Here is a 24011-nt window from a genome sequence, read left to right as displayed (position 1 = left end):
CTGACTACGTCACCTCACCGCGACGGTGCTCAGAAGCCGCCGTAGCGTAGGTACACCATATCAGCGATGAGCAGCAACTGGAAGATGCCCTGCACGAGTCCTAATTTCGCGTTCTGCTGACCAATCGATGAGATGACCGCCGGGTCGGGGTCGACCGAGATCATCTCGCGGTAGATACGCAACTCGCCTGGGAGGAGGAAACCGAACCCCTGCACAGACAGCACTGTCACAATGCCAAGTGCGACAGCGATAACAGGCGTCGTCATCGCGAACGATCCGATGGTCGTCGCCACCCACGCTAGCGACCCGACGGTGCCGACGACGAACACTGCCTGCCAGCGACGGTCACCGAGAACGTTCATCCGCCACCCAAACACCAGCAAAATCGAAATTACGTTGACTGCGGTGAATAGCGCGAGCCACGACTCTGCGTGCGGGAACACCCCGAGGCGAGTCGCGAGCGTGATGCCACCGGCTATCGTCGTCGCTGCAAGTGCGGGCAAGAGAAACGCCGTCTTCGGCGTCAATCGCTCAAACACCGCGGCGCTTTGTTCTTCGTCGAGACCACCGATGACTGGGCCCAGTACCGCGCCGATGAACAGATCAATCCCACTCCAGAGTACGCCAGACATCACGTGGACGTAGGTGTGGATTTGTAACGATGCGACCGTGACCGCGTAGCCGAGTGCCGCCAGTGGGACGAACACGGCGGCGACCGCGAACGCCGGGTTCCCCCGGGTCGCAAGTCCGCCGACGACGCCCCTGACAGATTGCGTTGACATCGCGATTCCGTGATCCGTCAATCCCGTGAAAAGAGTGGCGGTCAGATCGGGGGCTGTCCGTGGGTGTGGTGACCAGCAGTTGAGTCGGTGTCGACCTCGGACAGTCGGTCGGTGTCGGTGCCTCTCAACCAGTATGGGTACACCGTTTTCACAGATGCCCGAGAACGGCGACTGTGACCGACTTCGCTATCCAACTGTACAGTCTCCGCGCGGTCGAAGACACGCTTCCTCAGACGATCACTCGCATCGGTGCGACCGACCTCTCGGGCGTCGAATTCGCCGGCCTCGACGGTGCACAGACTGACGACGTTCGCGCCGCACTCGACGAGAGCGGCCTCGCCCCTGTCGCGGCACACGTCTCCCTCGACGATATTGAGTCGTCGCCTGACGAGGTGGCGGCCACATACGAGGCGCTCGGCTGTGAGCACATCGTCGTCCCGTGGCTCGACCCAGAGCACTTCACGTCGACCGCTGCTGTCGACGCCGCCGCGAACCGACTCGCCACCGCCGCTGACGAGATGGCTGAGCGAGGATTCTCGTTCCACTACCATACCCACGATCAGGAGTTCGTCGACGTCAAGGGAGAACTGGCGTTGGCTCGATTGCTCGATGGCGCCGACGGCGTCGGGCTTGAACTCGATCTCGGGTGGGCCGGCGCGGCGGGCGTTGACCCCATCGACACCCTCAACAGATTCGGAGACCGAATCGAACTGGCGCACCTGAAGGGCTACGACCGCCTCGGGGGCGACCCCTGCGAGGTCGGTGCTGGCGCACTCAACGTCGAAGAAGCCGTCGGGACGGCACGCGACCACGACGTGGCATGGCTTGTCTTCGAGTCGGAAGCGGATCCCGACACGTACGAGGCGCTCGACGCCGCCGAGCGTGTACTCTCCGACCTCGGCTCGGACGGCGTCTTGTAACTACCCGTCGATCAGAGCCCCCAGAACGCCCAGATCCCCGCAGTCGTCACGACGGCCAAGAGGAGTTGCAGCGGGACGCCCACACGGAAGAAGTCGCCGAACTCGTAGCCGCCGGGACCGTACACCATCAGGTTCGTCTGGTATCCAATGGGCGTCAGGAACGACGTGCTCGCGGCGAACGTCACCGCGAGGACGAACGCGAACGCGTTGGCCTGCAAGCGCAGGGCGACGTCGACGGCAACTGGAAGGACGACCACGACCGTCGCGGTGTTGCTGATGACGTTCGTAATTACCGCGGTCAATAGATAACACGCGCCGAGGACGACCACCGGGGGGAGCAGGATCGCCGCACCCACGAATAGGTCCGCGAGGTATGCAGCACCCCCAGATCGCTCCAGCGCGATGCCAAGAGGGACCATCCCTGCGAGCAGGAAAATGACGTCCCACGACACCGAGTCGTACGCCTCCTTTGGTGTGAGCACGCCTGCAACCACCATCACGACGACACCTGCCAGCGCCGAGATAGCGATTGAGACGAGACCAAGCGCCGCGACGCCGACAACGCCAGCGACGATAGCGACGGCAACCCACGCCCGATTCTCGCGGAAGTCTCTGGTGCGCTTGCGGCCCGCGTCGATGGCGCCCTCACCGACGACTGTCTGAACCACGAGGTTCGACGAATCACGCAACAGGTCGAGGTGTTTCTCGCTGGCGTGAAACAGCAACAGGTCACCAGATTCGAGTTCGACGTCGTCGAGATCGTCGCGGATCCGATCGTCACCGCGGCGTACTCCAAGTAGGGTCGCTGCGTACCGCTCGTACACGCCGAGATCGCCCACGCGAGCGCCGACGTGTGCAGAATCGACGGGGACCCGGACCTCAACGAGCGTCCCAATACCCGCGGGGAGCGTCATCCCCAGGTCACTGATTCGAACCCACGGCAACAGCCATAAGTCGAGTTCGGCGGCAAGTGTTCGCAACACGCGTCGGTTCGCCCGGACCGTAATCACGTCGCCCGGAACGAGGCGGAACTCAGTAGATGGGGCTTCGAATCGGTCGCTGTCTCGAACCACCTCGATCACGTCGGCGTCCGGATCGACCGGCAGATCCTCGAGCGCCTCCGACAGCGGGCGATCCACGAGCGGCGACGCCTCCCGGACATACAGTCGAGAAAGATGGTCGCGTAGTTCAAACGCCCCAATGAGGTCAACCGACGGTTCGACGCGCGCAGGAAGGAGTCGCTGCCCAACCGTGAGGAGGTACGCCACGCCGACAACGAGGCCGAGCACCCCCAGATGGGTGAACTCGAACATCGAGAACGGGTGGTCGAGGAGTCGTGCCGAGAGCGTGCTCGCGAGCAGCGTCGTCGATGTGCCGACGAGCGTGAGCGTCCCGCCGAGCATCGCAGCGAACGACAACGGCATCAGGAGTTTCGACGGCGAGATGCGGTACTCGTCGGCCAACTCTGTCACCATCGGTAAGAACACACCCACGACGGGTGTGTTGTTAACGACGCCAGCCAATCCGCCGGCGAGGACGAGGATGGTCGCCAACAGCCAAGAGTCGCTGCCGCGCGCGACACGTGAGACGAGTGCGCCGAGTCGGCGAACCAGGCCAGTCCGATACACGCCCTCGCTGATCATATACATCGCGACGACGGTGATGGTCGCCGTATTTGCGAAACCGACGAATGCCTCGTCGGTGCCGATACCTGTCCACGGTTCGAATACAACCACCGCGACGACGACGCCGATTGCGGTGACATCAGGTGAGACCACCTCCGTTGCGAATGCCACCACCGCCGCAGCCACGAGGACGAACACGACGAGGGCTTCAGGCGGCGGCAGGGACACCATCGGCGTACTTGTTCGCTCGGCTACCTGTTCACCGTTTCGTCGGCTCTCACCCTGCTGACGGGGGGTACATCACGCTGGCAACACTACCGTCACTGCAGCGACGACGAGACCCGCAACCGCCATCCGTGCAGCCGCGACGTACCATCGCTGGCCGGAGATCGACCCCATATACGCGCCGAAGACACCGAGCACCGCGACGGCGAGGCCGATCGACGCGACGGTCGCGCCCCACATCGTGAACGCGACGCCCTCAAACGCAAACGGAGTGAGCGGAAGGAGGATTCCGATCAACGGGCCAAGGCCACTAGCGACTGCGTTGACCAAGCGACCGGCCTGGTGTTGGTGTTCGATGCGTGTGTCGTCCAGGTCGACTAACATCGCGGCTTCTAACCGTCGAATCTCAGAGAGTGTCTCTGCTCGTTCGATCTCCCAGACGCTCCACACCGCGGATGTGCCGAGGCCAACGGCGGCGCTCAATCCGATCCTGACGACGATTCCGCCGTCGTCGACACCCGAGAGGAGCGCACCGACGGTGATCCCAATCCCAGTTAGTGTACCGTCGAACCCATTTGAGATGAAGTAGCGCCGGGCGATGGCACGAACTTCCTCGCGCCCGATAGCGTCGACGATTCCGTCGAGACGAGACGACACAGTCGATCACTCCGTCCGTGTCGTCCGTGGTCGGGTTGAGGGGAGGTCACCACAGACGACCTCGTCGATCGAGTGGATCGACGCGCCGATCTCTTCAACCGTCTCCTCAACGGCGTCGTAGTCCACGTCCGATCCCTCGACAGTCACCTCGATGTTCTGCACCTCGCGGTCGAACTCGATCAGCCGAGCGTGTGTACTCTCGACGCCCTCCGTCTCGCTGATGCGTTCGGTGAACTCCACGAGCGGTGGACTGTGCGGTTTCAACACGTCCACGACGATGCGACGGACCACGGCCATACACAGGGGTACGCCGTCGACCGGCTAATACACCCGCCGCGGTTCCGAGGCGATGGTAGACGACGCCCACCGCCTCGGCGACGACGGGAGAGGGCCACGTCACACTAGCACGAGCGACGGGAGATACAGGAGGATACAGACGACCCCGGCACGGCGGTCGATCCCGCGCCGCCAGTAGAACAGACCGAGTACGACGACTGAGACGATGACCATGTACGCCAGAGAGCGAGTCACACCCGGCGTGATCCCTACAGTCACGTCGAACAACAGCGCACCGACGCCGAGCGAGAACACGGGGTCGGTGATGTTGCTGCCGAGGATCGATCCCACGGAGATACCGCCGTCGCCGCGACGAGCGGCCACACCGGCGACGACGATTTCGGGCATCGTCGTCCCGAGACCAGTCAACAGGCCGACCAGGTACGCGGGAACGCCCGCGAGTGTCGCCAGGGCCACGCCGTTCGAGACCGCCAGTTGGCCGCCGACGACGACCGCGATTAGCCCTAAGACCACCCAAGGGACCGCCTCGCCCGGTGTCCGGATCGGTTCGAGCACCTCCTCGGATATCTCTTCGCCGCCCTCGTTGGAGTAGAGGGTGTAGATGAACTGGACGTACGCGAGCATCATCAGGAACCCCTCCGAGCGACCGATCACGCCGTCATCGAGCGTGAGCAACATTACGATCATCGCCAACAGCATCGCGCTGCCGTACAGCAGGACGTTCCGTCGCTCGGTGACGAACGGCGCGATGAGCGCCACCACGCCGATGGCGAGTGTGATCTGTGCGGTCTCCGACCCGACGATGTTGCCGACAACCACCTCGCCCGCGCCGTAGTACGCCCCGTAGACGGAGGTGACCATCTCGGGGATGGACGTGCCCACGGAGATGAGCGTGACGCCAATGAAAAACGGCGACAGGCCGTAGTACAGCGCCAGGTCGCCCGCGGCGGTGACCGCTCGGTTCGCACCGACCACTAACGCCGCGAGGCCAGCGACGAACAGGGCGAGTTCGACCAGCACGGTCGACACACTCGGGAGCGACGTACATCGTTAGCACCGTCGTACCGACGTCTTGTCGACGTGTCACTTTTTCACGCTCGGTAACGTATCCCGACGTATGAGTGCCCCCGACGCGGTGGTGATGGACGAGGCAGAGCGCGACGAGTTCCTCGGCGACGGCGGCGTCGGCGTCCTGTCGTTCGGGACCGACACCGACGAGGCCGGTCCGCCCCACAGCATCCCCGTCTCCTACGGCTACGACGAGCAGGAAGCCGTCTTCTACTTCCGGCTCGCGGTCGGGAGTGACAGCAACAAACCCCCGCTGGAACACCGCGCGGTGACGTTCGTCACGTACGACACGGTCGACGGGGACTGGCGCAGCGTCGTCGCCTCCGGCGAACTCGAGGAGACGACCGACAACGGCATCGCGACCGAGACGCTGGAGGGACTCAGCCGAGTCGGTATCCCGCTGATGGACGTATTCGGACAACCGACCGCAGACGTACAGTTCGAGTTCTATCGGCTTTCGCCCACGGAGTTGACCGGACGGAAAGAGTCCTCACCCGAGGTGTGAGCGGATCCGACGGAGGCGATGGTCCGGGTGCGAGTGCGGCGGCGGGCCCGACGCTTCGCCGCGATCTCAGTTTCTTCGAAGTCGTCGTGTACGGCGTCGGCCTCATCCTCGGGGCGGGCATCTACGCCGTCCTCGGCGCGGCGGCGGGCATCGCGGGCGAAGCAGTCGTCATCTCTGTGTTGCTGGCGGGCGTCACCGCGTCGTTCACCGGCCTCAGTTATGCCGAACTCGCCTCTAGGTATCCACAGGGCGAGGGCGACTACGTGTATGTCCGATCGGCGTTCGGGAGCAAGCGCCTTGCGGAGGCGGTCGCTGCGCTGCGTGTGTTCGTCGGTGTCGTGTCGGCGGCCGCCGTCGCAATCGCGTTCGCGGGCTACCTCTCCGGATTCTTGGCTATCTCAACGACGGTGGCGGCGCTCGGCCTCGTCGCCGTCGCCTCGTTCATCAACTACTGGGGCATCGACCTCTCCGCGAAACTCAACCTCGTGTTCACCGCCGCCGAAGTCGGCGGCCTCGCAGTCGTTATCTGGGTCGGGTTCGGGTCGTGGGGGACCGTCGACGTGTTCGACGCCACGGGCGGCGCGGTCGGCGTCGTCGAGGCGACGTTCCTGCTGTTCTTCGCGTATCTGGGATTCGGGTCCATCGTGACCGTCGCCGAGGAGACGGAGAACCCGACGACGACCATCCCCCAGGCAGTCGTCCTCGCTATCGCGATCACGACAGTCATCTACGTCGCCGTCGCCCTCTCTGCGGTCGCGCTTACGGATACGGCCGTGCTCGGAACGTCCGCCTCACCGCTCGCGGTCGTCGCGGAAGCGGGCGGCGGAGCTACTGTCGGAGCGCTCGTGGGTGCAGTCGCACTCGCGGCGACGGCCAACACTGTCCTCGTGTTGCTCGTGTCAACCTCGCGGCTGACGTACGGCGTCGCAAAGTCGGAGTATCGCTCGCTTCCCACCGCATTCTCGCGTGTCCACCCCCGTCAGCACACACCGTATCTTGCCGTCGCGCTCGTCGGTGCGTTGACCGTGCCGTTCGTCCTCTTGGGCGACCTCGTCGTGGTCGCCGGCGTCGCGAATGCTGCGCTATTGCTTGTGTTCGTCGCGGTGAACGCGGCGCTCGTTCGCCTCCGGTACGACCGCCCGAGCGACCGCACGGGGTTCACTGCACCGCTGACGGTCGGGCGAATCTCTGGGACCGCGGTTCTCGGCGTCTTCACGTCGCTGCTGTTGCTCGGCTTCTACGTGAGCAGTCTCGTGTAAGCTACCCACGACTGAAGTCGTGGGCTTTCCCCCGCAAGGGGTTTCGGCCCACGCTTCGTCCACCGCCGAGGGAGGGTTGCACGACGGCAGGTCGGTCACATAGAGGGGTTTCCTGCGTGACGACGGCGGCAGCTATTGACCGACGGGACGACCACAGACCCGTCGCTCGCGATCCGAACCGCTCACTCGCCGAACAGTCCCCGCCGGCGTGCAGACGACACCGCAATCGGAATCGAGAGCCCGACCGTTCCGAGGACCACCACCCATCCGGCCACGAGCAGCAGCGTCCGGGTTGCCGACGGCGCTGCGGCGGCGACCGACTTGAACAGCGCCAGGTCGAACCAGACGACGAGCAGTGCCCCGACGAGGTCAAACACGAGGTCGTACGCCGTGTCTCGCCAGCCGTAGTGGACGAGGAACGGGTCGATGTCGAGCCAGTCGGAGATATCGCGAGCGGCGAGTTCGATCACTTCCCAAAACACGCCCGCCGCGAAGACGAACGCGACGGTCACGACGGCGAGTGCGCTCGACGACATCGCCGACGCTCCACCACCACCGAACACGACGACAACGGCGCTGTACACCAGCGACGCGAGCAACGCCGCCGACACGGTGTGCGTGAGGTGGTCCCACCACCACACCGTGTCGTACCAGCCGAGCATCCCGACGACGTGGACGAACCCGGCGAACGCGAGCCACAGCGGGAGCGTCGGCGAGGATGCCAGTGACTGCGCCACACCATCTCCAGTTACCGCAGGCAACAGGAATGGAACGACCGCGACCGACAGCGAGAACACGGCGTTGACCGCGGCGGAGGCGTCCCGGCGTTTGAGTGCGACAACACCGCCGGCAATGATGCCTGCCTGCAGCGCGAACGCGCCGAGGTGGAGCGCATCACTCATCGCTACTGACTGTCGTGTGAGACAGAAGTAGCGTGCTCGCCAGCCTCAAGGTACCGTGCCGGGAGGTAGCCGACGAGGTGGGCAGGCAGTACACCGACAAGTCGCTCGGCCACCGTCGGCAGGACGCGGCGGAGGGCGGCATAGACGACGGCGACGACGAGTGCGGCCGCGACAACAGTCCGAAGCGGGCCGTCGACGGGTCCCCACAGCGCCGCCGCGAGGACGAGCGAGGCAGCCAAGTCTTCAGGTGCACCGTCGTATCGAACCCATCGCTTCGGGGCGATCCAGCGCCCGTTGAAGTGGTCGTACACCGCACGGTCGGCGGTCGCCTCCCACGGACGCAGTTCAAGGCCGCCGCCGAACACGTCGGCGAGACAGTGCGCGGCGGCAGCGAGCGCCCACGCGGCCACGACGATCGTGAGCGTCGTCGGCGACACGAACGCGAGGGGGACGGCGATTGCCGCCAGCAGGGTGTAGTACACTGGGAAGTGGAGGGTTCGGCGGTGCCCGACGTATAAGTCGAGGTCGGGGAAGACACCGCCGACAAGCCCCGCCACGAGCGCGATGCCTGTCGCCTCGGGAGCGACAGCAGCCACGGGGAGCGCGAGCGCCATCCCCGCGAGCGCGTGGGTCGGGAGCATCATATACGTCGCGTGTAGCCAGGGGGACCGGATAAGGATAGTGTGAGACAGACCGACAGGTGGCACGGTCGACGACATAAGGTAGCATCGGCACGGACGTGTGCCGATGGCCCGTTCAGTACGGCGGAATCGACGCTTGCACCGCACGTGCGAGGTCGCCCTGTTCGTCGACGAGAAGAACGTGGAGGTCGTCGAGAGTGACGATTCCGGCGAGCGTGTCGTCGTCGCCGACGACCGGCATCCGGCGAACGCGAGCCTCCGCGAACTCGTCACACAGTTCGAACACGCCGATGTCGTGCGGAACGGTGACCACGTCGTTCGACATCAACTCCCGCGCCGTCTTCGAGTCGGGGTCGGCGCTCTCGGCGACAACGCCGACCGCTAGGTCGCGGTCAGTGACGATTCCGGTCGGCTTGCCGTCCTCCGTGATGACGACGCTCCCGACCTGTTCGTCGCGCATTAGTACCGCGAGGTCGCTCGCGGAGTGGTCTGGTCGTGCAGTGATCACCGACGTTCGCATAAGCTCGTCTACGGTCATAGCTGCGAAACGAACTTTTCTGCCAGCCAACAAATACGACTAGCGCAGTTCCAGCGGGACGGCAATCGCCCGAGACGCCGATGAACCCGCTCGACGGGGCAATTCGCCGTTCGGGATGGCACGAGGAGAGCACACCGGCGATAGCGGTGAACTACCCCACCCTACCGCTCGCCTGTCGGCTCGCGCTTGAGGGTCGGGCTTCCTGTTTCCACGACGCGCTTTGCAGATACCGAGGTATCCACAGGGAGCGCAGTCTCCACAGGCGTTGATTCGGAGCGTCCCGCTCCTAACAGCTTGATACCGCGAGACAGGATATTCCACGCCGCGTTCGCATCTCTGTCCGCTTCAAACCCACACGCCGGACACGAATGCTCGCGCACCCACAGCGGCTTCTCCGTCGAAACGTCGCAGGACGCACACTCTTTCGTCGTCCCACGAGGATTCACCGCGACAAAATACGTTCCTTCGCGTTTGCACTTGTATTCGAGCATCCGCAGGAACGTTCCCCACGCCGCTCCCGCTCGGTTCCGCGAGTTGCCAGGCAGTTCGATCAAGCCCTTTGCGTCCAAGTCCTCCACGGCCACGAAGTCGTATTCGCGGGCGTAGTAGTTTGACAACTTGTGCAAGAAGTCCCGTCGCTTGTTTTTCAACTCGGCGTGACGCTCGGCCACGACACGGCGCTGTTTCTCCCAATTTGCGGAACCGTGTTCCTTCCGCGAGAGGTCGCGTTGGGCGCGTTCCAACCGCTCACGTTCATCGGACAGATCGAACGATTCGACAGCTGTTCCGTCCGTGTCGTGGGCGTACTTAAGAATCCCTACGTCGATACCGACGCACTTCTCGGGAGTCTCCGGTTTCGCGGGCGAGTCGTCCGGGGTTTCGACGCCGAGGATAGCGTACCACTTGCCGGTGGGTTCGCGTTTGACGGTGACAGTCTTGATTTTGGCGTCGTCGGGCAGGTCGCGGTGGAAGATGAGGGGTATGTCTCCGAGTTTCGAGAGCCACAGTCTTGTCCGACCGCTCGTGTTCTTGAGCTTGAAGCCGGATTGACTGTAGGTGAAACTGCGGTACTCGTCCGGGGCTTTCCACTTGAGCGTCCCGACGTGGTAGCCATTCTCTTTACGCCCACGAAGCGTTGAGAGGTTATCGTACAGCCGTTGTACGACTTTCTGAAGAACCTTCGAGTGAACGTCTTTCAGGTCGTTCCACCACGTCTTGAGACTCGGCAAGCGTTTCTGCTCGCTGTATGCCGACGTGTCGTCGGTGCGATTCAGGCGATGGAGGAAGTGGTTGTAGACCTGTCTACAGGTATCGGCAGTCCACGCTAACTGTTCTTCGAGAGCGTCGGACGGTCGGAGTCGATACCTGTAGTTGTAGTTCACGAGCGTTCTTCGATGAGTTCGTCAAGTTGTCCGCGAACGAACGACGAGAGGTTGAGGTGGCTCTCCTCGATCCACTCGGCTTGGTCTTCGCGGATGGTGATGTTTTTCCGTCTCACTATATACGCATTATATGCACTTATGCGTATAGTTGTTACGATTGCGTGGGCCTGTGGGCCGAGCGTCGAACGTGTTTGCTACTCGTGCGGCGCTGTATCCCCTCCCTACTCGCTCCCTTCGGTCGCTCGTTGAGGAAAGGGCCTTAGCGCCTCATTTTAGGTAAACCGGTCCCGAGTGACTACGGTACGTGACAGATCCAGTCGTCGTCGTCGGTGGAGACGCAGCGGGGTTGAGCGCGGCGAGTAAGCTGACCCGCGAGGACCCCGAACGCGAGGTGATCGTCTTCGAACGCGGAGCGTGGGTGTCGTACGCTCACTGCGGCATCCCGTACTACGTCAAAGGCGAGGTAGACGACCTCACCGACCTGCTATCGCTTCGTCCCGAAGACGTCGATGACCGCGGCATCGACCTCCGACGACGCCACGAGGTGACGGCTGTCGACACTGACGCTCACACCGTCACCGTCGAGGGACCGGACGGGTCGTTCGAGCAGTCATACGGCAACCTCCTCGTGGCGACCGGTGCGAGCGCCGTCTCTGACCCCATTCCCGGGAGCGAGCTTGACGGCGCGTTCACCATCCACGGCCTCGACTCGGCGGCGACCGTCCGCGCGGCAGTGACGCCCCCGGAGGAATTCTCCCTCGAGGCCCTCGGCGGCGGCTCGTTCGTCGACGCCGAGCGTGCCCGCTACTACGGCGAGCGACCCGCACCCGACCGCGTCGCCATCGTCGGCGGCGGCTACGTCGGCGTCGAGATGGCGGAGGCATTTGCCGCGTGGGACGTCGAAACCCACCTGTTCCAGCGGTCACAGCGTCTGCTCCCTGCCTTTGGCGACGCCGTCGCGGAGACGGTCGAATCCCACCTCGAGGAGATGGGCGTGCATCTGCATATGGGAACGCCAGTCGACCGTCTCACCGGGACCGATGGAAACGTGACCGGCCTCGTGTGTACGGACGGAACAGAGCTGAGTATCGGCCTCGCAGTCGTCGGTATCGGGGTGCGTCCGAACGTCGACCTCCTCCGCGATACGCCGGTCGAACTCGGCGACAGCGGGGCAGTTGCCGTCGATGAGTACGGCCAAACGAACGTCGATGAGGTGTACGCTGCCGGCGACTGCGCCGAGGACCGCCACGCCGTCACCGGCGAACCAGCGTGGGTGCCACTCGGTCTGACGGCGAATCGGGCAGGCAGAGCTATCGGACAGACGCTCGCGGGGACGCCGACCCCCGTCGGTGATATCGCGGGAACAGCCGTCGTCAAGGCGTTCGAGCAAGAGTGCGGGCGAACCGGGATCATCGACGCTGAGGAAGCACGTGACGCAGGGTTTGACCCTGTCTCCCGAACTATTACCGCCGGGTCGCGCTCAGGGTACTACCCTGGAAATTCGGAGACGACCGTGACGCTCGTCGCCGACCGAGACTCGGGACGGCTCCTCGGCGGCAGCATCGTCGGCGAGGACCGCGCGGCGATTCGGATCGACACGGTGGCGACGGCACTGGAGAGTGGTCTCACCGTCGCCGAAGTCGAACGCCTCGACTTGGCGTACGCGCCGCCGTTCAGTCCGGTGTGGGATCCGGTGCTGGTGGCGGCGAAGGTACTCAACGGGGCACTAAACGAGTAAGAGCCGTCCGCCAGGAAAATCAACAGCATGCTGACGTTCCGAGGGGTTCACTTATCCGCGTGGCCGCGAACGCACCGGCGTGAACAGTCCCTCCGCCGGCGACGAACTCGTGGTGAAGCCTGGCGGTCTCCTCATCGCCGCCGTCGGCTTTCTCTCGACGCGATTTCTCCTCGCGGAGATCGTCTACACGGACGGCGGGGGCGCACTGGCCCGGGCCGTTCCACTGGCGTTCGGTCTCGGAGTTGCCCTCTACGGCGTCGGCCTCGCCGTCTCGACGCACGACCGCGAGTACGCACGAACCGTTGCGACGTGGTTCCTCGTCGGCAGCGGCTTTATGACGCTCACGACCGCGCTCGTAACCGCGAGCGGGATGGGCGGACCCAGCGGCGCGTCGCTGGGAAGTATCATCGCGACGATGGCCATCGCCGGCGGCGGCGCCGGCGTGGTCGTCGGGGTTCGCACCGCCGCCGCGAACCGGAGCAGACGCACACTCGCACGACAGGCCGAACAGAACGTCCTCTTGAACCGTCGCCTCCGGCACGAACTTCTCAACTCGCTCACCGTGATCCGCGGACACACCGATATGCTCCTCGACGACGCACCCGACCGCGAGCGGAGTCGAGAGGCGGTTCGATCGGCCGTTGAACGTATCGAAGAGACTGTCTACTCGGTCGGCTTCCTCGTCCGAACGGCCGACGACACCGAGGCAGCCCTCTCCCCAGTCGAACTCGACACGGCCGTCGAGTCGTGTCGAGAATCTCTCCCGTCGACGGTCGCAGAGTGGATCACAGCACCGCCGACCGTCCGCGTCCGAGCGGACGACAACCTACCCACGCTGTTGACGGAACTGGTATCACTCCCCGGCGGCGACGCCGACAGCACCACCCCGCGCGTCGACTTCGACGCCGACGCCACGTCGGTCGCCATCACCGTGAGCGCCCCCGGCGACTGGCTCGACGAGCGTGCGCGAGAGGTACTCGTCGACGGCGTGCCGGAGTACGAGCACAACGACGTCGACTACGGCATACCGATCCTCCGCTTGCTCGTCGCACAGTACGGCGGGACGACGACCGTCGAGCGATCGGACGGCGAGACGGCCGTTCGCGTCGACCTCCTTCGGACTGGCGAACGTGCGCCGCCGCGCGACAGTTCGGGCGTCGACACCGGGACGCTGTGGAGGTCGCTCGGCATCGGCGTCGTCGCGGGCGTCGTGATGGGATGGGTGTTGACCGCCGGGTTCGGCTCGCTGGCCGTCATCGGGGCACTGTACGGCGCGGAGCTGTCGGTCACCGGATGGGTCGCCCACCTGTTCCACAGCGCCGTGTTCGCCACCGTGTTCGCCGTCGTCGCGACGAAGAGTCGGCTGTCGGCGTACGCCGACTCACCGGGCGGGACCGTCGCACTCGGCGTCGCGTGGGGCGCGATCTTGTGGGTCGTCGCGAGTGGCGTCGTGTTGAGCCTGTGGCTCAACGCCATCGGTATCCCCGCGTCCGTCCCGAGTTTCGAACCGGTCTCGCTGGTCGGGCACGTCGTCTGGGGAGCCGTCGTCGCTGGCCTCTGGTGGCTCCTGCCGGAGTCGGTTCCTGTCCCGTGGGGAGCGCAGACTGAGGCGTGATCGGTCGGCAAGGGTCTGTTGATGTGGTCCTACCCAAACAACCACGAGAGACACGTACAGTGAGTATCTCTAATAGATCCCCTCTCTTCAATTTGTTTTTGAGTCACCGAAGGATCCGATATGTACGTGCTGTGTATATTGTAGATCATCGAGTTTCGAACCACCACCAGACTCACTAGCTCTGTGTGACAAGTTAGACTATGGCACACCGACCAGAGAGTCCACAGCGATACGTTTGTGAGAATTGTCAGATACTCCACGCTGGCACCCCAATACACGTCTCCGAGGGCGAACACAGATTCGAACCGCCGAATCAATGCGGTGGCTGTGGAGAGTCTACATTCGTCCAGATCGGGGAATGGTCGCGCCATCACGAGTGAGGCCACTCAGTCGAATAGCGATCGTCCAGCACACAACAGACCCGTCGACGGTCATCTCGCACACCGTGACACACACTGTCAGTCGACAGACCCTTCGACGACCACGATTCGGAAGTCGTTGACGTTCGTCCCCGTCGCGTCGGTCGTCACCAGCCAGTCACTTCCAGTAAACGCCCCGAGTGCGTCGTTGTCCCCGAGCGCCGAACGGGCCGCCGCCGCGTCGGCCACTGTCTCCGGTGTCACGACCGCACCGGCGTGGTCGGTACCGCCATCGTTGCCGTCGGTGTCGGCCGCGAGGAACGCACAGTCGGCTCCTTGAACCGGTGAGCGCCCGTCAGCGAATTCGACCGCCGCCGCGAGCGCACACTCGAGGTTCGGCCCACCGTTGCCGTCGCCGCGGACGGTCACCGTCGTCTCACCACCGGAGATGACGACCGCCGGCGGGTCGACCGGGTTGCCCGAATCGGCGAGTTCCTCAGCGATGGCCGCGTGCGTCCGGCCCACCTCTCGCGCCTCACCACGAATCCGTGCAGACAGTAGCATCGGCTCGTACCCCCGGTCGCGGGCGGTCTCCGCGGCAGCCGTGAGTGCGGTGTGTGCGCTCGCGAGCACGTGGACCGATCCTCGGTCGAATACCGGGTCGTCCGGTCCGGGTGTCTCCGCCTCCGCTCCCGCCGCACCGCGAGTGAGATAGTCCCGGACGGCGCCGGGAACGTCGAGATCGTAGCGGTCGAGGACGTCGAGTGCGTCCGCGTACGTTGACTCGTCGGGGGCTGTCGGTCCGCTACCGATGACCGAGCAGTCGTCACCAACCACGTCGCTGAAGGCGAGCGTGACGACCGTGGCCGGTGCTGCGGTCGCCGCCAGTCGCCCGCCTTTCACTCGCGAGAGGTGCTTTCGGACGGCGTTTATCTCGTCGATGCTCGCGCCGGATCGAACCAGCGCGTCGGTCGTCTCCCGGAGCGCTGCGAGGTCGACTGCCTCGACTGGCGCGGCGAGCATCGCACTCGCGCCGCCGGTGACGACGGCGAGCACGAGCGTCTCCTCGTCTGCGTCTGCCACGAGTCGTTCGACCGCACGAGTCGCCTCGACGCCTGCCGCGGTCGGCGTCGGGTGACCACCGCGCACGCGACGGATACGGGCGTCGTCGTCCGTCTCGTCACAGACGACGAGTCCCTCGTCGATTCGGTCTCCCAGCAGGTTCTCAAGGGCGGTCGCGACCCCCGCGCCCGCCTTCCCGCCGCCGACGACAATGACCCGATTGAACGCGCCCAGATCGTGCGTCGCGTCACCGACCGTCAGCATGTTACCGTCGAGCGCAAGCGTCGACGAGACGACGATCGCTGGCTCCGCTGCCTCGATTCCAGCCCGGAGGCAGGCCCGCGCTGTGTCGACCGCCTGTGACGCCGTCGAATCCTGTGCGGCGACCGCGTCGGCGGCGTCGCGTTCGTCGTCCATACGGTCGCGAATGGTGGGGTGGCGATTAACTCCGGCGGGGACCAGTCAGATGTGACCCCACACCCGAGGGGCACCGCCGCTCACGTAGCCTCGGCTATCTTCTCGATTCGGAGATCGAAGCCCCACGTCGCGCGCTCTTCGTCCTCGCCACCGATTCCGCTCGGGAACACAGTGAACGGCTGCTCGAAGCGGTACGACCCGGTGGGCGTGCAGGCGTCAGCGTCGGGTGTCGCGTACAAGCCAACGTACGCGGTGAGCGTCCCGTTGGCCGGAATCTCGACGGTACCGTACTCATCGGTCACTACCGGATACGACGCCAACTGCCAGCAGTCGTCGCCCGTTCGCTCGACGCCCGCAGGCGCGCGGTCAGGCTCACCGTCGACCGAGCGGTCGGAGTGGGGGTACAGCAGGTAGGTCCCGTCCCCACTGGTAGCGTACTGGAAGACGACGTCGCGGTACTCACCGACCACGACTGGCTGATCGGTAGTGTTGTCCACGTCGACGCGGAGGACCGCAGTCGTCCCGGAGGTGACGTACGGGTCGGCGAGGCTGACGCGAGGACTGACTGGCAGTGAGGGTGCCTCGTCAGTCGACGCTATCGCCACCTGGTGTGTCGTGTCCACCGGGTACTCGCGGTCGGAGGGTTGTGAGCCGTTCCCGTCGCCGCCGTCAGGGAGCGGGTCGGGCGTCGACGATCCGAAGCTACCGGTACACCCCGCGAGACACGCGAGAGTCGCGACGGCGGTTCCGCTGAGGAGGGCACGGCGTGTATGCATACATTCGGAATCTCTCGCTGAGAGCATAAGCCGAGCGTAGGCACAAAGGCCGGTTTGACTCTTTTCACACAGAGTCAAGGAGGAAGCCCACGACTTCAGTCGTGGGAGAAGTCACACCCGTTCGACCGCTTCGTACACGCCGGAGAGGTCTGTCTCCTCGACAACCAGCGAGAGTTCCTCACCCTCCGTCGCCGGTTCGTCGGTCACGATAGTCACTGCCTCTATCGGGTCGCGTGCGACGAATGCACGGATACGCTCGATCCACGAGGGCACACCACCAGCACGACATACTACGACGTACCGCCCCTCGGCGGCGTCGGCCAGCGTGGGTTCTAAGTCGGCGTCAGCCACCTCCTCGGGGGAAATGACGTGTAACACCTCGACGTCGAACCGTTCAGTCACATTCTCGAATGGTGGGCGACAGGCAAGCGACTGTCGATGTGTCGTGTCCAGACGGGTTCAGGGGTATAGTCTGATCAGAAGCCGGAGGAATCGTGTGCCCGGCAGAATCCGAACTCAGTCGTCAGCCGCTAGGTCGGCGAACGCTGCTTCTGCGCCTACTTTATCCAAGCTAGTGTCGATGTGTTCGCGCGTCTCCTCCAGTTGCTCGGTCAACTCTTCGTACTTTTCGGTATCCGTCTTTCCCGCCGTCTGTAGGGTCGCTCGTTTGGCCGCGAGCGCGAAGAACTCCTGACTTTGCTTATCATATTCGTTCCGTTCAACAAGCACCTCTACGAGACCGAGGAGGTCGGCTTTGTCCACTGGCTTGAGTCGGTAGTCGTCGAATGGCATCTCGACGATGCTCGCCTTCGGTTCGACGGCAGTGAGCATCGCCACCTGTGCCGTCACACCCTCTTCACGAAGTGCGCGCAACACCTTGTCACCGCTCATCTGAGGCATACGTCGGTCGAGCAACACTACGTCGAGTGAGTCGTCTGCCAGTTCGACCGCCTGCTTGCCGCTCGTTGCAGTCTGAACGGTATATCGTGATGCAAGATAGCGGGCGTACAGTTCGACCAGCGGCTCCTCGTCGTCGACAACAAGGACACTCGGCGAGTCCGTCGTCGTCATTGCCGCTCACCGAACAGGGACGTCATGGTACCAATTGGCGAATATTTCCAATTAAAAGTATCACCCCGAGTATCAAATCGAGTAGCTAGACGCGCTCGTCCGCAGGTCGGTGAGCCAGCCCTCGCGAACTAGGAGTGTTGTGGAGAGCGGTCTGACGTGACGTTTGCGCTCGAACGGCCTACCGTCGTCGAGTCTCGCCAGATGGCGGGGACGCCGTCTGGATCGGTGTCGATCCGAACCGTGAGCGTCTGCGCCTCGTCTCCGGTCACGTCGGCGTCAACGTCCCAGTGGTGTGCGTGTGCGATCAGGCGGATGGTCGGGAGGTACATCCCTGAGTTCGCGTTCGGCACGGAGTGGCCGTAGCCGAGGAGTTGCTCCGACGGTGTTCGATCGAAGTGGACGCCATCGAGCCGTATTGTAAACACGCCGTCGTGCATTCGGAACGAGACCTCGGTGGCAGCCTCTGCGCGGGCGAGTTCAAACACGTTCTCGACGAGGTGGTCGATCCGAACCGGGTTGCCGACGAGCGTCCCGTCGTCGATGACGGTGAACGGGGGCGTCGTCGGGGTGGCGATCTGTCCGGCCGTCCACTCCAGATCCACGGGGGATTTCGTCGTGACGCTCTGAGAGTCACGCATAATCATCTCCAGTTGGTCGACGACCGAGTCGATGCGGTCGAGTCCCGCTGACGCCGTCTGGAGTGCGGTCTCTCGACTCACGCGCTCGCTCGGCGGCGTGCCGTCGTCGCGTGCCAGTTCGATGTGTCCGACGGCGATGGCGCAGGCGTTTCGGAGTTCGTGCGCGACTGCCTCGCCGATGTTGTCGAGTTCGTGATTCTGCCTGACGAGTTCGTTCACCTGCCGTTGCTGCGCGGTGATGTCGGCGTACACGGCGGCCGTCGCGACCCGTTGGGGGCCGAGCGTGACCGACGTCAATGAGACGCGGTAAAAGCGCCTGACGCCGTCATCGGAGACGGCGATCACGTCCTGATCGCCGCGGAGCGTCCGCGCGACGCCCGGCGACAGCGAGTCGATAGAGCGGCCGATGACGGCCGATCGTTCGTCCTCGCCGACGAATCGCGCGAAGCCGTCGTTCGCCTCCGTAATTTCGTCGTCGTCGACGAGTGCGACGGGAAAGTCGAGTTGGCCCATCAGGTGCTTGCGCCCAAGTTGCGTGACCGAACCGAATCGGTCCTCGAGGAACCACAGCAACGCGACGCCGAACATCGCCACGCCGACCGGTTCGTAGTAGGTGCGAACCAGCAGTTGGGGGTACAGCAACGAGAGGACGTCGAGCGCGACCGGCATCGGGAGTACCGCGAACACGACCGCCAGCCGCGGCGTCGTGTGCGTCCACTCCGCCAGCGTCTCGTAGATCAGGTACAGACCGATGCCCGCCAGCGTGTACGCGAACGCCGTCAGGATCCAGTGGAGTGTTCCCGGCTGGATCCAGACGTACTGGAACGGCTCCGAAACCACCGTCGTCGAGAAGTACTGCCCGTGTATCGGATTCGTGATTTTCAGCGCCGCCGCCCCCAAGAACACCGTCACCGCGGCGATCCGTATCCGCGGATTCAGGTGGTACGACCGACCCGCGAACGCCGACGCGAAGTAGAGGAAGCCCCCGACGCTTGCGAATCCGGCGACGAGTCCGACGACGTACATCGCCACGGACACCTGTTGCGACCCACTCACCAGCCTGATCGCTGCGGTGAACGACCAGATCGCAGAGACACCGAAGAAGCCGACGAGCCCTCGCCGCATCCCGGCGTCGTCAAACGACCGGGCCCTGTGCATCGAAGCCACCAGCGCCGTTCCTGATACTGCGAACAACGCGACGTACGCAGCGTTATGCAGGCTGAACGGCCACACACGAATGGCGGAGGAGCCAACTGGTAAAAGAGAAACCCATTGTTTCACCGAGGAGCTGTTAGGCCAATTACGCTACATCCGTTGATTTTGTTGTTAGCGAGTTATCCATCAGGGTTCGTTCCCCCGCGACAAAACACAAATACGATGCCCCACACGATGGACGTATGGACATCGACACGGACGAACTGCTCACGTCGCTCACGAAACGAGAGGACAACGCCGCGATCAAGTCGTACCAGAACACTGTCTCGGTGGCGTGTCCCTCCTGTGGCGACCCGTTCGACGACCTCGTCGTCTGCAAGCAAAACCCGACGAGTCTTGACCTCTCGAAGCAACTCGATTTGTGTGTCGGCGTCGACGACGGGCAGGCGTACATCTTCACCCACAGTTGAGTGGCGTCCGACCCTACGGAATCCGATCAGGCCGACCGGACCACGAGCGTTAACACGGCCGGTCACCAACCTCGGCCGTGACCGAATGGCCACCAGTCGATCCAACGGACGCGGACGCCGTCGCCGACGCACGCGACGAGGTTGTCGAAGCCGTCCGTGACCACGCCGGTCGGATCGCGTACCAACTCGCACTCTTACAGGGTGGCGACTACGGGAGACGCGAGTTCGACACCGACGGCGGGACGTGGACTGTCAAGTACGAGGGCGGTGACCTGGAGTTCCTCAAGTTCGACCCGTCTAGCGGTAGCGACGTGTACGTCGTCTCGACGAAGCGCCCCCCTGACCCGGCGGAGTTACAGACCGCACTTGTCGACTACGACGCGTTCGTCCGGTCGTACAACGCCTACGTCGACTCGCTGGAGGGACTCCTCGACGACGTCGTCGTCGATGCCCCGGATGCCGCGACGACGGAGACGGTCGTCGCAGAGCGTGACGCTGTCTTGGACCGAGTCGCAGAGATATGCGGCCGGATCGCCGGCGAACTCCACCGGATGGAGGGCGGCGACTACGGCACGTTCACCGCCCGCGTCGACGGGACACGCTGGGAACTGAAGTGGGACCGCGACGGTGTCTCGTACCTCCGCGCTGGCGGGAGTGGTGGTATCTATCTCATCTCGCAGTACGAGGCACCCGCCGCCGCCGACGTCCGAGAGTACGCGCCCGCGTTCCGTGGGTTTGTGGAAGCGTACAACGAGGAGGTTGAATCACTGGAGGCGTCGCTGGAGCGGATTGAGATCTGAGTATCGGACATCGATCCAGACCATATCGGTGACGGAACCGATATATACGGAGTCTGCATCGGTCGGACCGTGACACGTCGACTCACCCGTCGAGAGGCGCTTCGGTCGACTGCTGCCATCACTGCAACAGTTCCGTTGCTCGGATCGGCCATCGCGAGCGGGGCGCAGGCAGCCTCACAGTTTGACCCGGCGAGACACGGCTTCGGGTTCCGAAACTGGGGCACGGAGACGCAGTACTTCGAGTCACCTCCCGACCCGTCGAGAGCGACCCTTCGCGACCAGGTGCAGACACAGTGGCGGCGAACGGCTCGCGCCTCACTGTCCATCGATCCGAGTGGCTTCCCCGAGAGCGTCGTCGACGTGATCGCGACGCAACTGCGGGCCGCGGTGACGCAGCGTGCCGGGACGAACGGCCACTGCTACGGGATGGCGCTGACCGCCCAGACGTACCACACCGACCCGGCGTCGATCCCCGTCGACGCCGGAAACGCCAGTGAGATACGCGACCCGACGGTGCCGTTCGACTCGCCCGACGCGCCGGTCTACCGCGAGATCGTAGACCGACAGGCGACGCAGTTCGTCCGCTTCGGGTCGTGGCTCGCCCGACGTGTGATACTCCGACCAGCGTGGCTGGACCAACGCGCGGTGCTTCGTGACGTTCGCGCCGTCATCGACGAGATCGGCTCTGCGTCGGTCGTCCTGTTCGACGGGTCGCTGATGGCGCACCAAGTGCTCGCGTATGACGTCAGCGAGTCCGATGAGGCCGTCGAAGTGCGCGTGTACGACCCCAACAGGACGGCCCGGACGTACGAGAACCGCGTCGACACACTCAGATTTGTCTCCGACGGCGACGACCTGTCGATGACCCCGTACGGCCCGTACACGGGGATGCTGTACACGCGATTCGACCAGATCGAGCGCTTGACAGGCCGCGCAAACGCGGGTCCACTTGATCACGTCACGGTCACCGCCGAAACGGTACGAGACGGCCTATTCCCGGTCGCACAGATCCGCGTCGACTCCGACGACGTGTCCCTGTGGATCGTCGAGTCCGACGGTGGCCGACCGTTGGCACGCATCCGCAGCGACCACATCGACCGCGCACGTGGCACCGTCCCGCGGATCAGAACTCGATACGGGATCACACCGGGTACCTACCGTATCCGCATCCTTGCAGATGCCGACACGACGTACCGACTCCGCGCGGTCGTCGCCGACAGAAACGGTGCCCGAGTGGACGAGACGCTGAGCGAGTCGGTCACGCGCGGGTCGGTCCAGGAGTACGACCTCCACGTCACACCCGACGGGACCGACCGCATCGAACGAGTGCATCCCGAGGACCGCGGTGATCGATCGATCGATGCGGTTGGCGTGGGTACGGGAGCGATCGCGGGGACCGCACTCGGCGTCGTCGGTGGCCGAGCGTTCGAACGCTGGCGTGACGATGGTGAGTGAGGACACACCGTCTGTTTCTCCGGACGACGCAGGGTCAGGAGTCTACGGCAGTCGACCGGTCCGTCGTCTCATAGACCGGCGTAGGGGCCGCCCTTCGCCTCGGTCAGACGGCCGACCTGCTCCTCAGAGAGGTCGACCGTGGCAGCGGCGACGTTCTCGGCCAACTGGTCGAACGTCCGCGCGCCGACGATGGGGGCAGTGACGCCGTCGCGGTGCATCAGCCACGCGAGCGCCGTCTGTGCGACCGTCGCGTCCACCTCATCGGCGACGGCCTCCAGCTCGTCGTGGACGTCGAAGTTCTCCTCGGTGAGATAGGCGTCGGCGAAGCGACTCGACTCCGCTGCGCGTGACTCGCCGGTGAGGCCCTCCTCGCGGCTGTACTTGCCCGTGAGGAAGCCCTGTCCGAGCGGACTCCACGGACAGACGGCCAGGTCGTAGTGGCGGGCCATCTCGAGGTAGTCTCCCTCGATCTCACGGTCGACGAGGTTGTATCGCGGCTGGAGCACCGAGAACGGCTCCCAACCCTCTGCGCGGGCGATCTCGTTCGCCTTCGCGATCTTCCAAGCGTCGGGCCGCATCGTCGACGCGCCGAGGTAGTGGACCTTGCCGTCCTCGACGAGGCCGTTGAGCGTCTTCATCAGTTCCCGCGCCGAGGTCTGGTCGTCCCAGCGGTGGATGTACAGCACGTCGACGTAGTCAGTGCCGAGGCGGTCGAGAAGCGCGTCGATGCGGTGGCGGATGTTCTTGCGGTTCGTCCCACGGCTGTTGGGGTCGCCGTCGCGGATCTGCCAGAATATCTTCGAGGCGATGGTGTATCGCTCGCGGTCGCGGTCTGCAAGCCAGTCGCCGATCCATCGCTCACTCTCGCCGCCGCCGTACACGTCTGCGGTGTCGATATAGCGGCCGCCGGCGTCGGCGTACGCGTCGAGCAGTTCGTGGGCGCGCTGTTCGCCGATTTCGACGTTCCCCTCTTCGGTCTCTTTGCCGAAGCGCCACGTTCCGAACTGGAGTTCACTGGTCTGGATGCCGGTGTTGCCCAACTGGACGAACTCCAAGTCTACGTCATCGATGTCAGTCATCGAGTCTGTGTTGTCTCGTCGGCGGCAAAAGCGTTCAGGAGGCGGAACCGGGGGCGGCTACTCCGCGACGACCGCCCCAGTCAGGCGTCACCCCACTTCTCCCACCCACCCGCGTCGACCACTTCGAACAGCGATCCCCAGTTCTCGTCGTCCTCGGCCTCCGGAAGGAGGCCTCGCAGTTGCTGGAAGTCGGACTCGGGGACGAGCGTCCGCACGAGGTCGACGATAACACGCGCGTGGTACGCGGCGGTCGCCCGGTCGACGTTCTCGATCGCTGCCACCTCGTCGAGGAAGTCGTTCCAGTCGAATCGGGTTCCGTGCTCCGCCGGCGCGCCAGTCAGATACCACTTCACCTCCATCGGGAGCGACGCCGCGAGGTCCTCGGCGTTGTCGACAGGGATCCGACGACCGAGTGTCATTAGCGTCGCCCGCGTCGCGCGAACCGCCTCGCCAGTGCCGGACAGTTCCAGTCGGTGCGTGACCGCCCCGGTGAACTCGTCGAAATCCATACATACCACACCGGCCTCGGGCCGCTAATTCGGCGCGGTCGTTCCAGTGGGTCGAAAAGCGACCGA

The 24011-nt window shown here is 64.4% G+C and carries 24 protein-coding genes; 8 read left to right on the top strand and 16 right to left on the bottom strand.

The genetic code is table 11. The annotated features are described in order from the left end of the window. Positions 1–29: 29 nt before the first annotated feature. A complete protein-coding gene (locus P0D77_RS16175; RefSeq protein ID WP_277556153.1) occupies positions 30–782 on the bottom strand; it encodes a hypothetical protein in 753 nt (250 codons plus the stop codon). Between the two features lie 173 nt (positions 783–955). Between P0D77_RS16175 and P0D77_RS16170 the strand changes: the two genes are divergently transcribed. Continuing rightward, positions 956–1702: a sugar phosphate isomerase/epimerase family protein gene (locus tag P0D77_RS16170; RefSeq protein WP_277556152.1), complete on the top strand. Its 747-nt coding sequence runs from the start codon at positions 956–958 to the stop codon at positions 1700–1702. 11 nt (positions 1703–1713) lie between these two features. Here P0D77_RS16170 and P0D77_RS16165 read toward each other — a convergent pair whose 3' ends face one another. From P0D77_RS16165 to P0D77_RS16150, 4 genes are all read right to left on the bottom strand, one after another. Beyond that, positions 1714–3558, bottom strand: a complete 1845-nt coding sequence (locus tag P0D77_RS16165) for an SLC13 family permease (protein WP_277556151.1) — start codon at positions 3556–3558, stop codon at positions 1714–1716. Positions 3559–3627: 69 nt separating this feature from the next. Further along, a complete protein-coding gene (locus P0D77_RS16160) occupies positions 3628–4209 on the bottom strand; it encodes a VIT1/CCC1 transporter family protein (RefSeq protein WP_277556150.1) in 582 nt (193 codons plus the stop codon). A gap of 6 nt (positions 4210–4215) precedes the next feature. Beyond that, the gene (locus tag P0D77_RS16155) at positions 4216–4506 is read right to left on the bottom strand and encodes a DUF211 domain-containing protein (protein WP_277556149.1); all 291 of its coding nucleotides are present in this window, start codon (positions 4504–4506) and stop codon (positions 4216–4218) included. Positions 4507–4605: 99 nt separating this feature from the next. Further along, positions 4606–5526: a sodium:calcium antiporter gene (locus P0D77_RS16150; RefSeq protein WP_277556254.1), complete on the bottom strand. Its 921-nt coding sequence runs from the start codon at positions 5524–5526 to the stop codon at positions 4606–4608. Between the two features lie 97 nt (positions 5527–5623). On the opposite strand from P0D77_RS16150, the gene P0D77_RS16145 reads away from it, so the two are divergent. Together P0D77_RS16145 and P0D77_RS16140 are read left to right on the top strand one after the other, a co-directional pair. Beyond that, positions 5624–6079 carry a pyridoxamine 5'-phosphate oxidase family protein gene (locus P0D77_RS16145; RefSeq protein WP_277556148.1) on the top strand — a complete coding sequence of 152 codons (456 nt, stop codon included), beginning with the start codon at positions 5624–5626 and terminating at the stop codon, positions 6077–6079. Beyond that, the gene (locus P0D77_RS16140; protein ID WP_277556147.1) at positions 6076–7338 is read left to right on the top strand and encodes an APC family permease; all 1263 of its coding nucleotides are present in this window, start codon (positions 6076–6078) and stop codon (positions 7336–7338) included. Before P0D77_RS16145 ends, P0D77_RS16140 begins: the two co-directional genes overlap by 4 nt. A 182-nt stretch (positions 7339–7520) precedes the next feature. Here P0D77_RS16140 and P0D77_RS16135 read toward each other — a convergent pair whose 3' ends face one another. The 4 genes from P0D77_RS16135 to P0D77_RS16120 all read right to left on the bottom strand — a co-directional run bounded on the left by P0D77_RS16135 (position 7521) and on the right by P0D77_RS16120 (position 10801). Continuing rightward, entirely contained in the window at positions 7521–8240 is a 720-nt protein-coding gene (locus tag P0D77_RS16135) for a DUF2238 domain-containing protein (protein WP_277556146.1), read from the bottom strand. Positions 8241–8242: 2 nt separating this feature from the next. Beyond that, on the bottom strand, positions 8243–8884 hold the full coding sequence (locus tag P0D77_RS16130) for a metal-dependent hydrolase (protein WP_277556144.1): 642 nt from the start codon (positions 8882–8884) through the stop codon (positions 8243–8245). Between the two features lie 112 nt (positions 8885–8996). Then, positions 8997–9419 carry a CBS domain-containing protein gene (locus P0D77_RS16125; RefSeq protein WP_277556143.1) on the bottom strand — a complete coding sequence of 141 codons (423 nt, stop codon included), beginning with the start codon at positions 9417–9419 and terminating at the stop codon, positions 8997–8999. Between the two features lie 161 nt (positions 9420–9580). Further along, on the bottom strand, positions 9581–10801 hold the full coding sequence (locus P0D77_RS16120; protein WP_277556142.1) for an RNA-guided endonuclease InsQ/TnpB family protein: 1221 nt from the start codon (positions 10799–10801) through the stop codon (positions 9581–9583). 304 nt (positions 10802–11105) lie between these two features. Between P0D77_RS16120 and P0D77_RS16115 the strand changes: the two genes are divergently transcribed. Together P0D77_RS16115 and P0D77_RS16110 are read left to right on the top strand one after the other, a co-directional pair. After that, positions 11106–12539, top strand: a complete 1434-nt coding sequence (locus P0D77_RS16115) for an FAD-dependent oxidoreductase (protein ID WP_277556141.1) — start codon at positions 11106–11108, stop codon at positions 12537–12539. A gap of 79 nt (positions 12540–12618) precedes the next feature. Beyond that, positions 12619–14154: a histidine kinase dimerization/phospho-acceptor domain-containing protein gene (locus tag P0D77_RS16110; RefSeq protein WP_277556139.1), complete on the top strand. Its 1536-nt coding sequence runs from the start codon at positions 12619–12621 to the stop codon at positions 14152–14154. A 458-nt stretch (positions 14155–14612) separates the two neighbouring features. Here P0D77_RS16110 and P0D77_RS16100 read toward each other — a convergent pair whose 3' ends face one another. From P0D77_RS16100 to P0D77_RS16080, 5 genes are all read right to left on the bottom strand, one after another. Beyond that, positions 14613–15992 (bottom strand): glycerate kinase type-2 family protein, encoded by a 1380-nt coding sequence (locus P0D77_RS16100; protein WP_277556135.1) that lies wholly within the window; start codon positions 15990–15992, stop codon positions 14613–14615. 80 nt (positions 15993–16072) lie between these two features. Continuing rightward, positions 16073–16768, bottom strand: coding sequence for a hypothetical protein (locus P0D77_RS16095; protein ID WP_277556134.1), 696 nt, complete (start codon positions 16766–16768; stop codon positions 16073–16075). A gap of 111 nt (positions 16769–16879) precedes the next feature. Continuing rightward, positions 16880–17170 carry a DUF7526 family protein gene (locus P0D77_RS16090; protein ID WP_277556133.1) on the bottom strand — a complete coding sequence of 97 codons (291 nt, stop codon included), beginning with the start codon at positions 17168–17170 and terminating at the stop codon, positions 16880–16882. A gap of 114 nt (positions 17171–17284) precedes the next feature. Continuing rightward, the gene (locus P0D77_RS16085) at positions 17285–17839 is read right to left on the bottom strand and encodes a response regulator transcription factor (RefSeq protein ID WP_277556132.1); all 555 of its coding nucleotides are present in this window, start codon (positions 17837–17839) and stop codon (positions 17285–17287) included. 128 nt (positions 17840–17967) lie between these two features. Further along, entirely contained in the window at positions 17968–19710 is a 1743-nt protein-coding gene (locus P0D77_RS16080) for a histidine kinase N-terminal 7TM domain-containing protein (protein WP_277556131.1), read from the bottom strand. Positions 19711–19874: 164 nt separating this feature from the next. On the opposite strand from P0D77_RS16080, the gene P0D77_RS16075 reads away from it, so the two are divergent. The 3 genes from P0D77_RS16075 to P0D77_RS16065 all read left to right on the top strand — a co-directional run bounded on the left by P0D77_RS16075 (position 19875) and on the right by P0D77_RS16065 (position 22357). Continuing rightward, entirely contained in the window at positions 19875–20102 is a 228-nt protein-coding gene (locus tag P0D77_RS16075; protein WP_277556130.1) for a DUF7385 family protein, read from the top strand. Between the two features lie 77 nt (positions 20103–20179). Next, positions 20180–20902 (top strand): profilin-fold protein, encoded by a 723-nt coding sequence (locus tag P0D77_RS16070; protein ID WP_277556129.1) that lies wholly within the window; start codon positions 20180–20182, stop codon positions 20900–20902. A 69-nt stretch (positions 20903–20971) separates the two neighbouring features. Then, positions 20972–22357 (top strand): hypothetical protein, encoded by a 1386-nt coding sequence (locus P0D77_RS16065; RefSeq protein ID WP_277556128.1) that lies wholly within the window; start codon positions 20972–20974, stop codon positions 22355–22357. A 68-nt stretch (positions 22358–22425) separates the two neighbouring features. On the opposite strand, the gene P0D77_RS16060 is transcribed toward P0D77_RS16065, so the two are convergent. After that, positions 22426–23436: an aldo/keto reductase gene (locus P0D77_RS16060; RefSeq protein WP_277556127.1), complete on the bottom strand. Its 1011-nt coding sequence runs from the start codon at positions 23434–23436 to the stop codon at positions 22426–22428. A gap of 80 nt (positions 23437–23516) precedes the next feature. Continuing rightward, on the bottom strand, positions 23517–23945 hold the full coding sequence (locus P0D77_RS16055) for a DUF2267 domain-containing protein (RefSeq protein ID WP_277556126.1): 429 nt from the start codon (positions 23943–23945) through the stop codon (positions 23517–23519). Positions 23946–24011 lie beyond the last annotated feature (66 nt).

It is taken from the genome of Halobaculum limi, from assembly GCF_029490015.1.
GTDB lineage: Archaea > Halobacteriota > Halobacteria > Halobacteriales > Haloferacaceae > Halobaculum > Halobaculum limi.
Note: the sequence above shows the minus strand (reverse complement) of the source record. Positions and strands in the feature narration are given on the sequence as shown.

Coding starts and splice junctions, on each gene's coding strand:
- P0D77_RS16175 (WP_277556153.1), bottom strand. CDS start 782: ATGTCAACGCAATCTGTCAGGGGCGTCGTCGGCGGACTTGCGACCCGG.
- P0D77_RS16165 (WP_277556151.1), bottom strand. CDS start 3,558: ATGGTGTCCCTGCCGCCGCCTGAAGCCCTCGTCGTGTTCGTCCTCGTG.
- P0D77_RS16155 (WP_277556149.1), bottom strand. CDS start 4,506: ATGGCCGTGGTCCGTCGCATCGTCGTGGACGTGTTGAAACCGCACAGT.
- P0D77_RS16145 (WP_277556148.1), top strand. CDS start 5,624: ATGAGTGCCCCCGACGCGGTGGTGATGGACGAGGCAGAGCGCGACGAG.
- P0D77_RS16135 (WP_277556146.1), bottom strand. CDS start 8,240: ATGAGTGATGCGCTCCACCTCGGCGCGTTCGCGCTGCAGGCAGGCATC.
- P0D77_RS16130 (WP_277556144.1), bottom strand. CDS start 8,884: ATGATGCTCCCGACCCACGCGCTCGCGGGGATGGCGCTCGCGCTCCCC.
- P0D77_RS16125 (WP_277556143.1), bottom strand. CDS start 9,419: ATGACCGTAGACGAGCTTATGCGAACGTCGGTGATCACTGCACGACCA.
- P0D77_RS16100 (WP_277556135.1), bottom strand. CDS start 15,992: ATGGACGACGAACGCGACGCCGCCGACGCGGTCGCCGCACAGGATTCG.
- P0D77_RS16095 (WP_277556134.1), bottom strand. CDS start 16,768: ATGCATACACGCCGTGCCCTCCTCAGCGGAACCGCCGTCGCGACTCTC.
- P0D77_RS16085 (WP_277556132.1), bottom strand. CDS start 17,839: ATGACGACGACGGACTCGCCGAGTGTCCTTGTTGTCGACGACGAGGAG.
- P0D77_RS16075 (WP_277556130.1), top strand. CDS start 19,875: ATGGACATCGACACGGACGAACTGCTCACGTCGCTCACGAAACGAGAG.
- P0D77_RS16060 (WP_277556127.1), bottom strand. CDS start 23,436: ATGACTGACATCGATGACGTAGACTTGGAGTTCGTCCAGTTGGGCAAC.
- P0D77_RS16055 (WP_277556126.1), bottom strand. CDS start 23,945: ATGGATTTCGACGAGTTCACCGGGGCGGTCACGCACCGACTGGAACTG.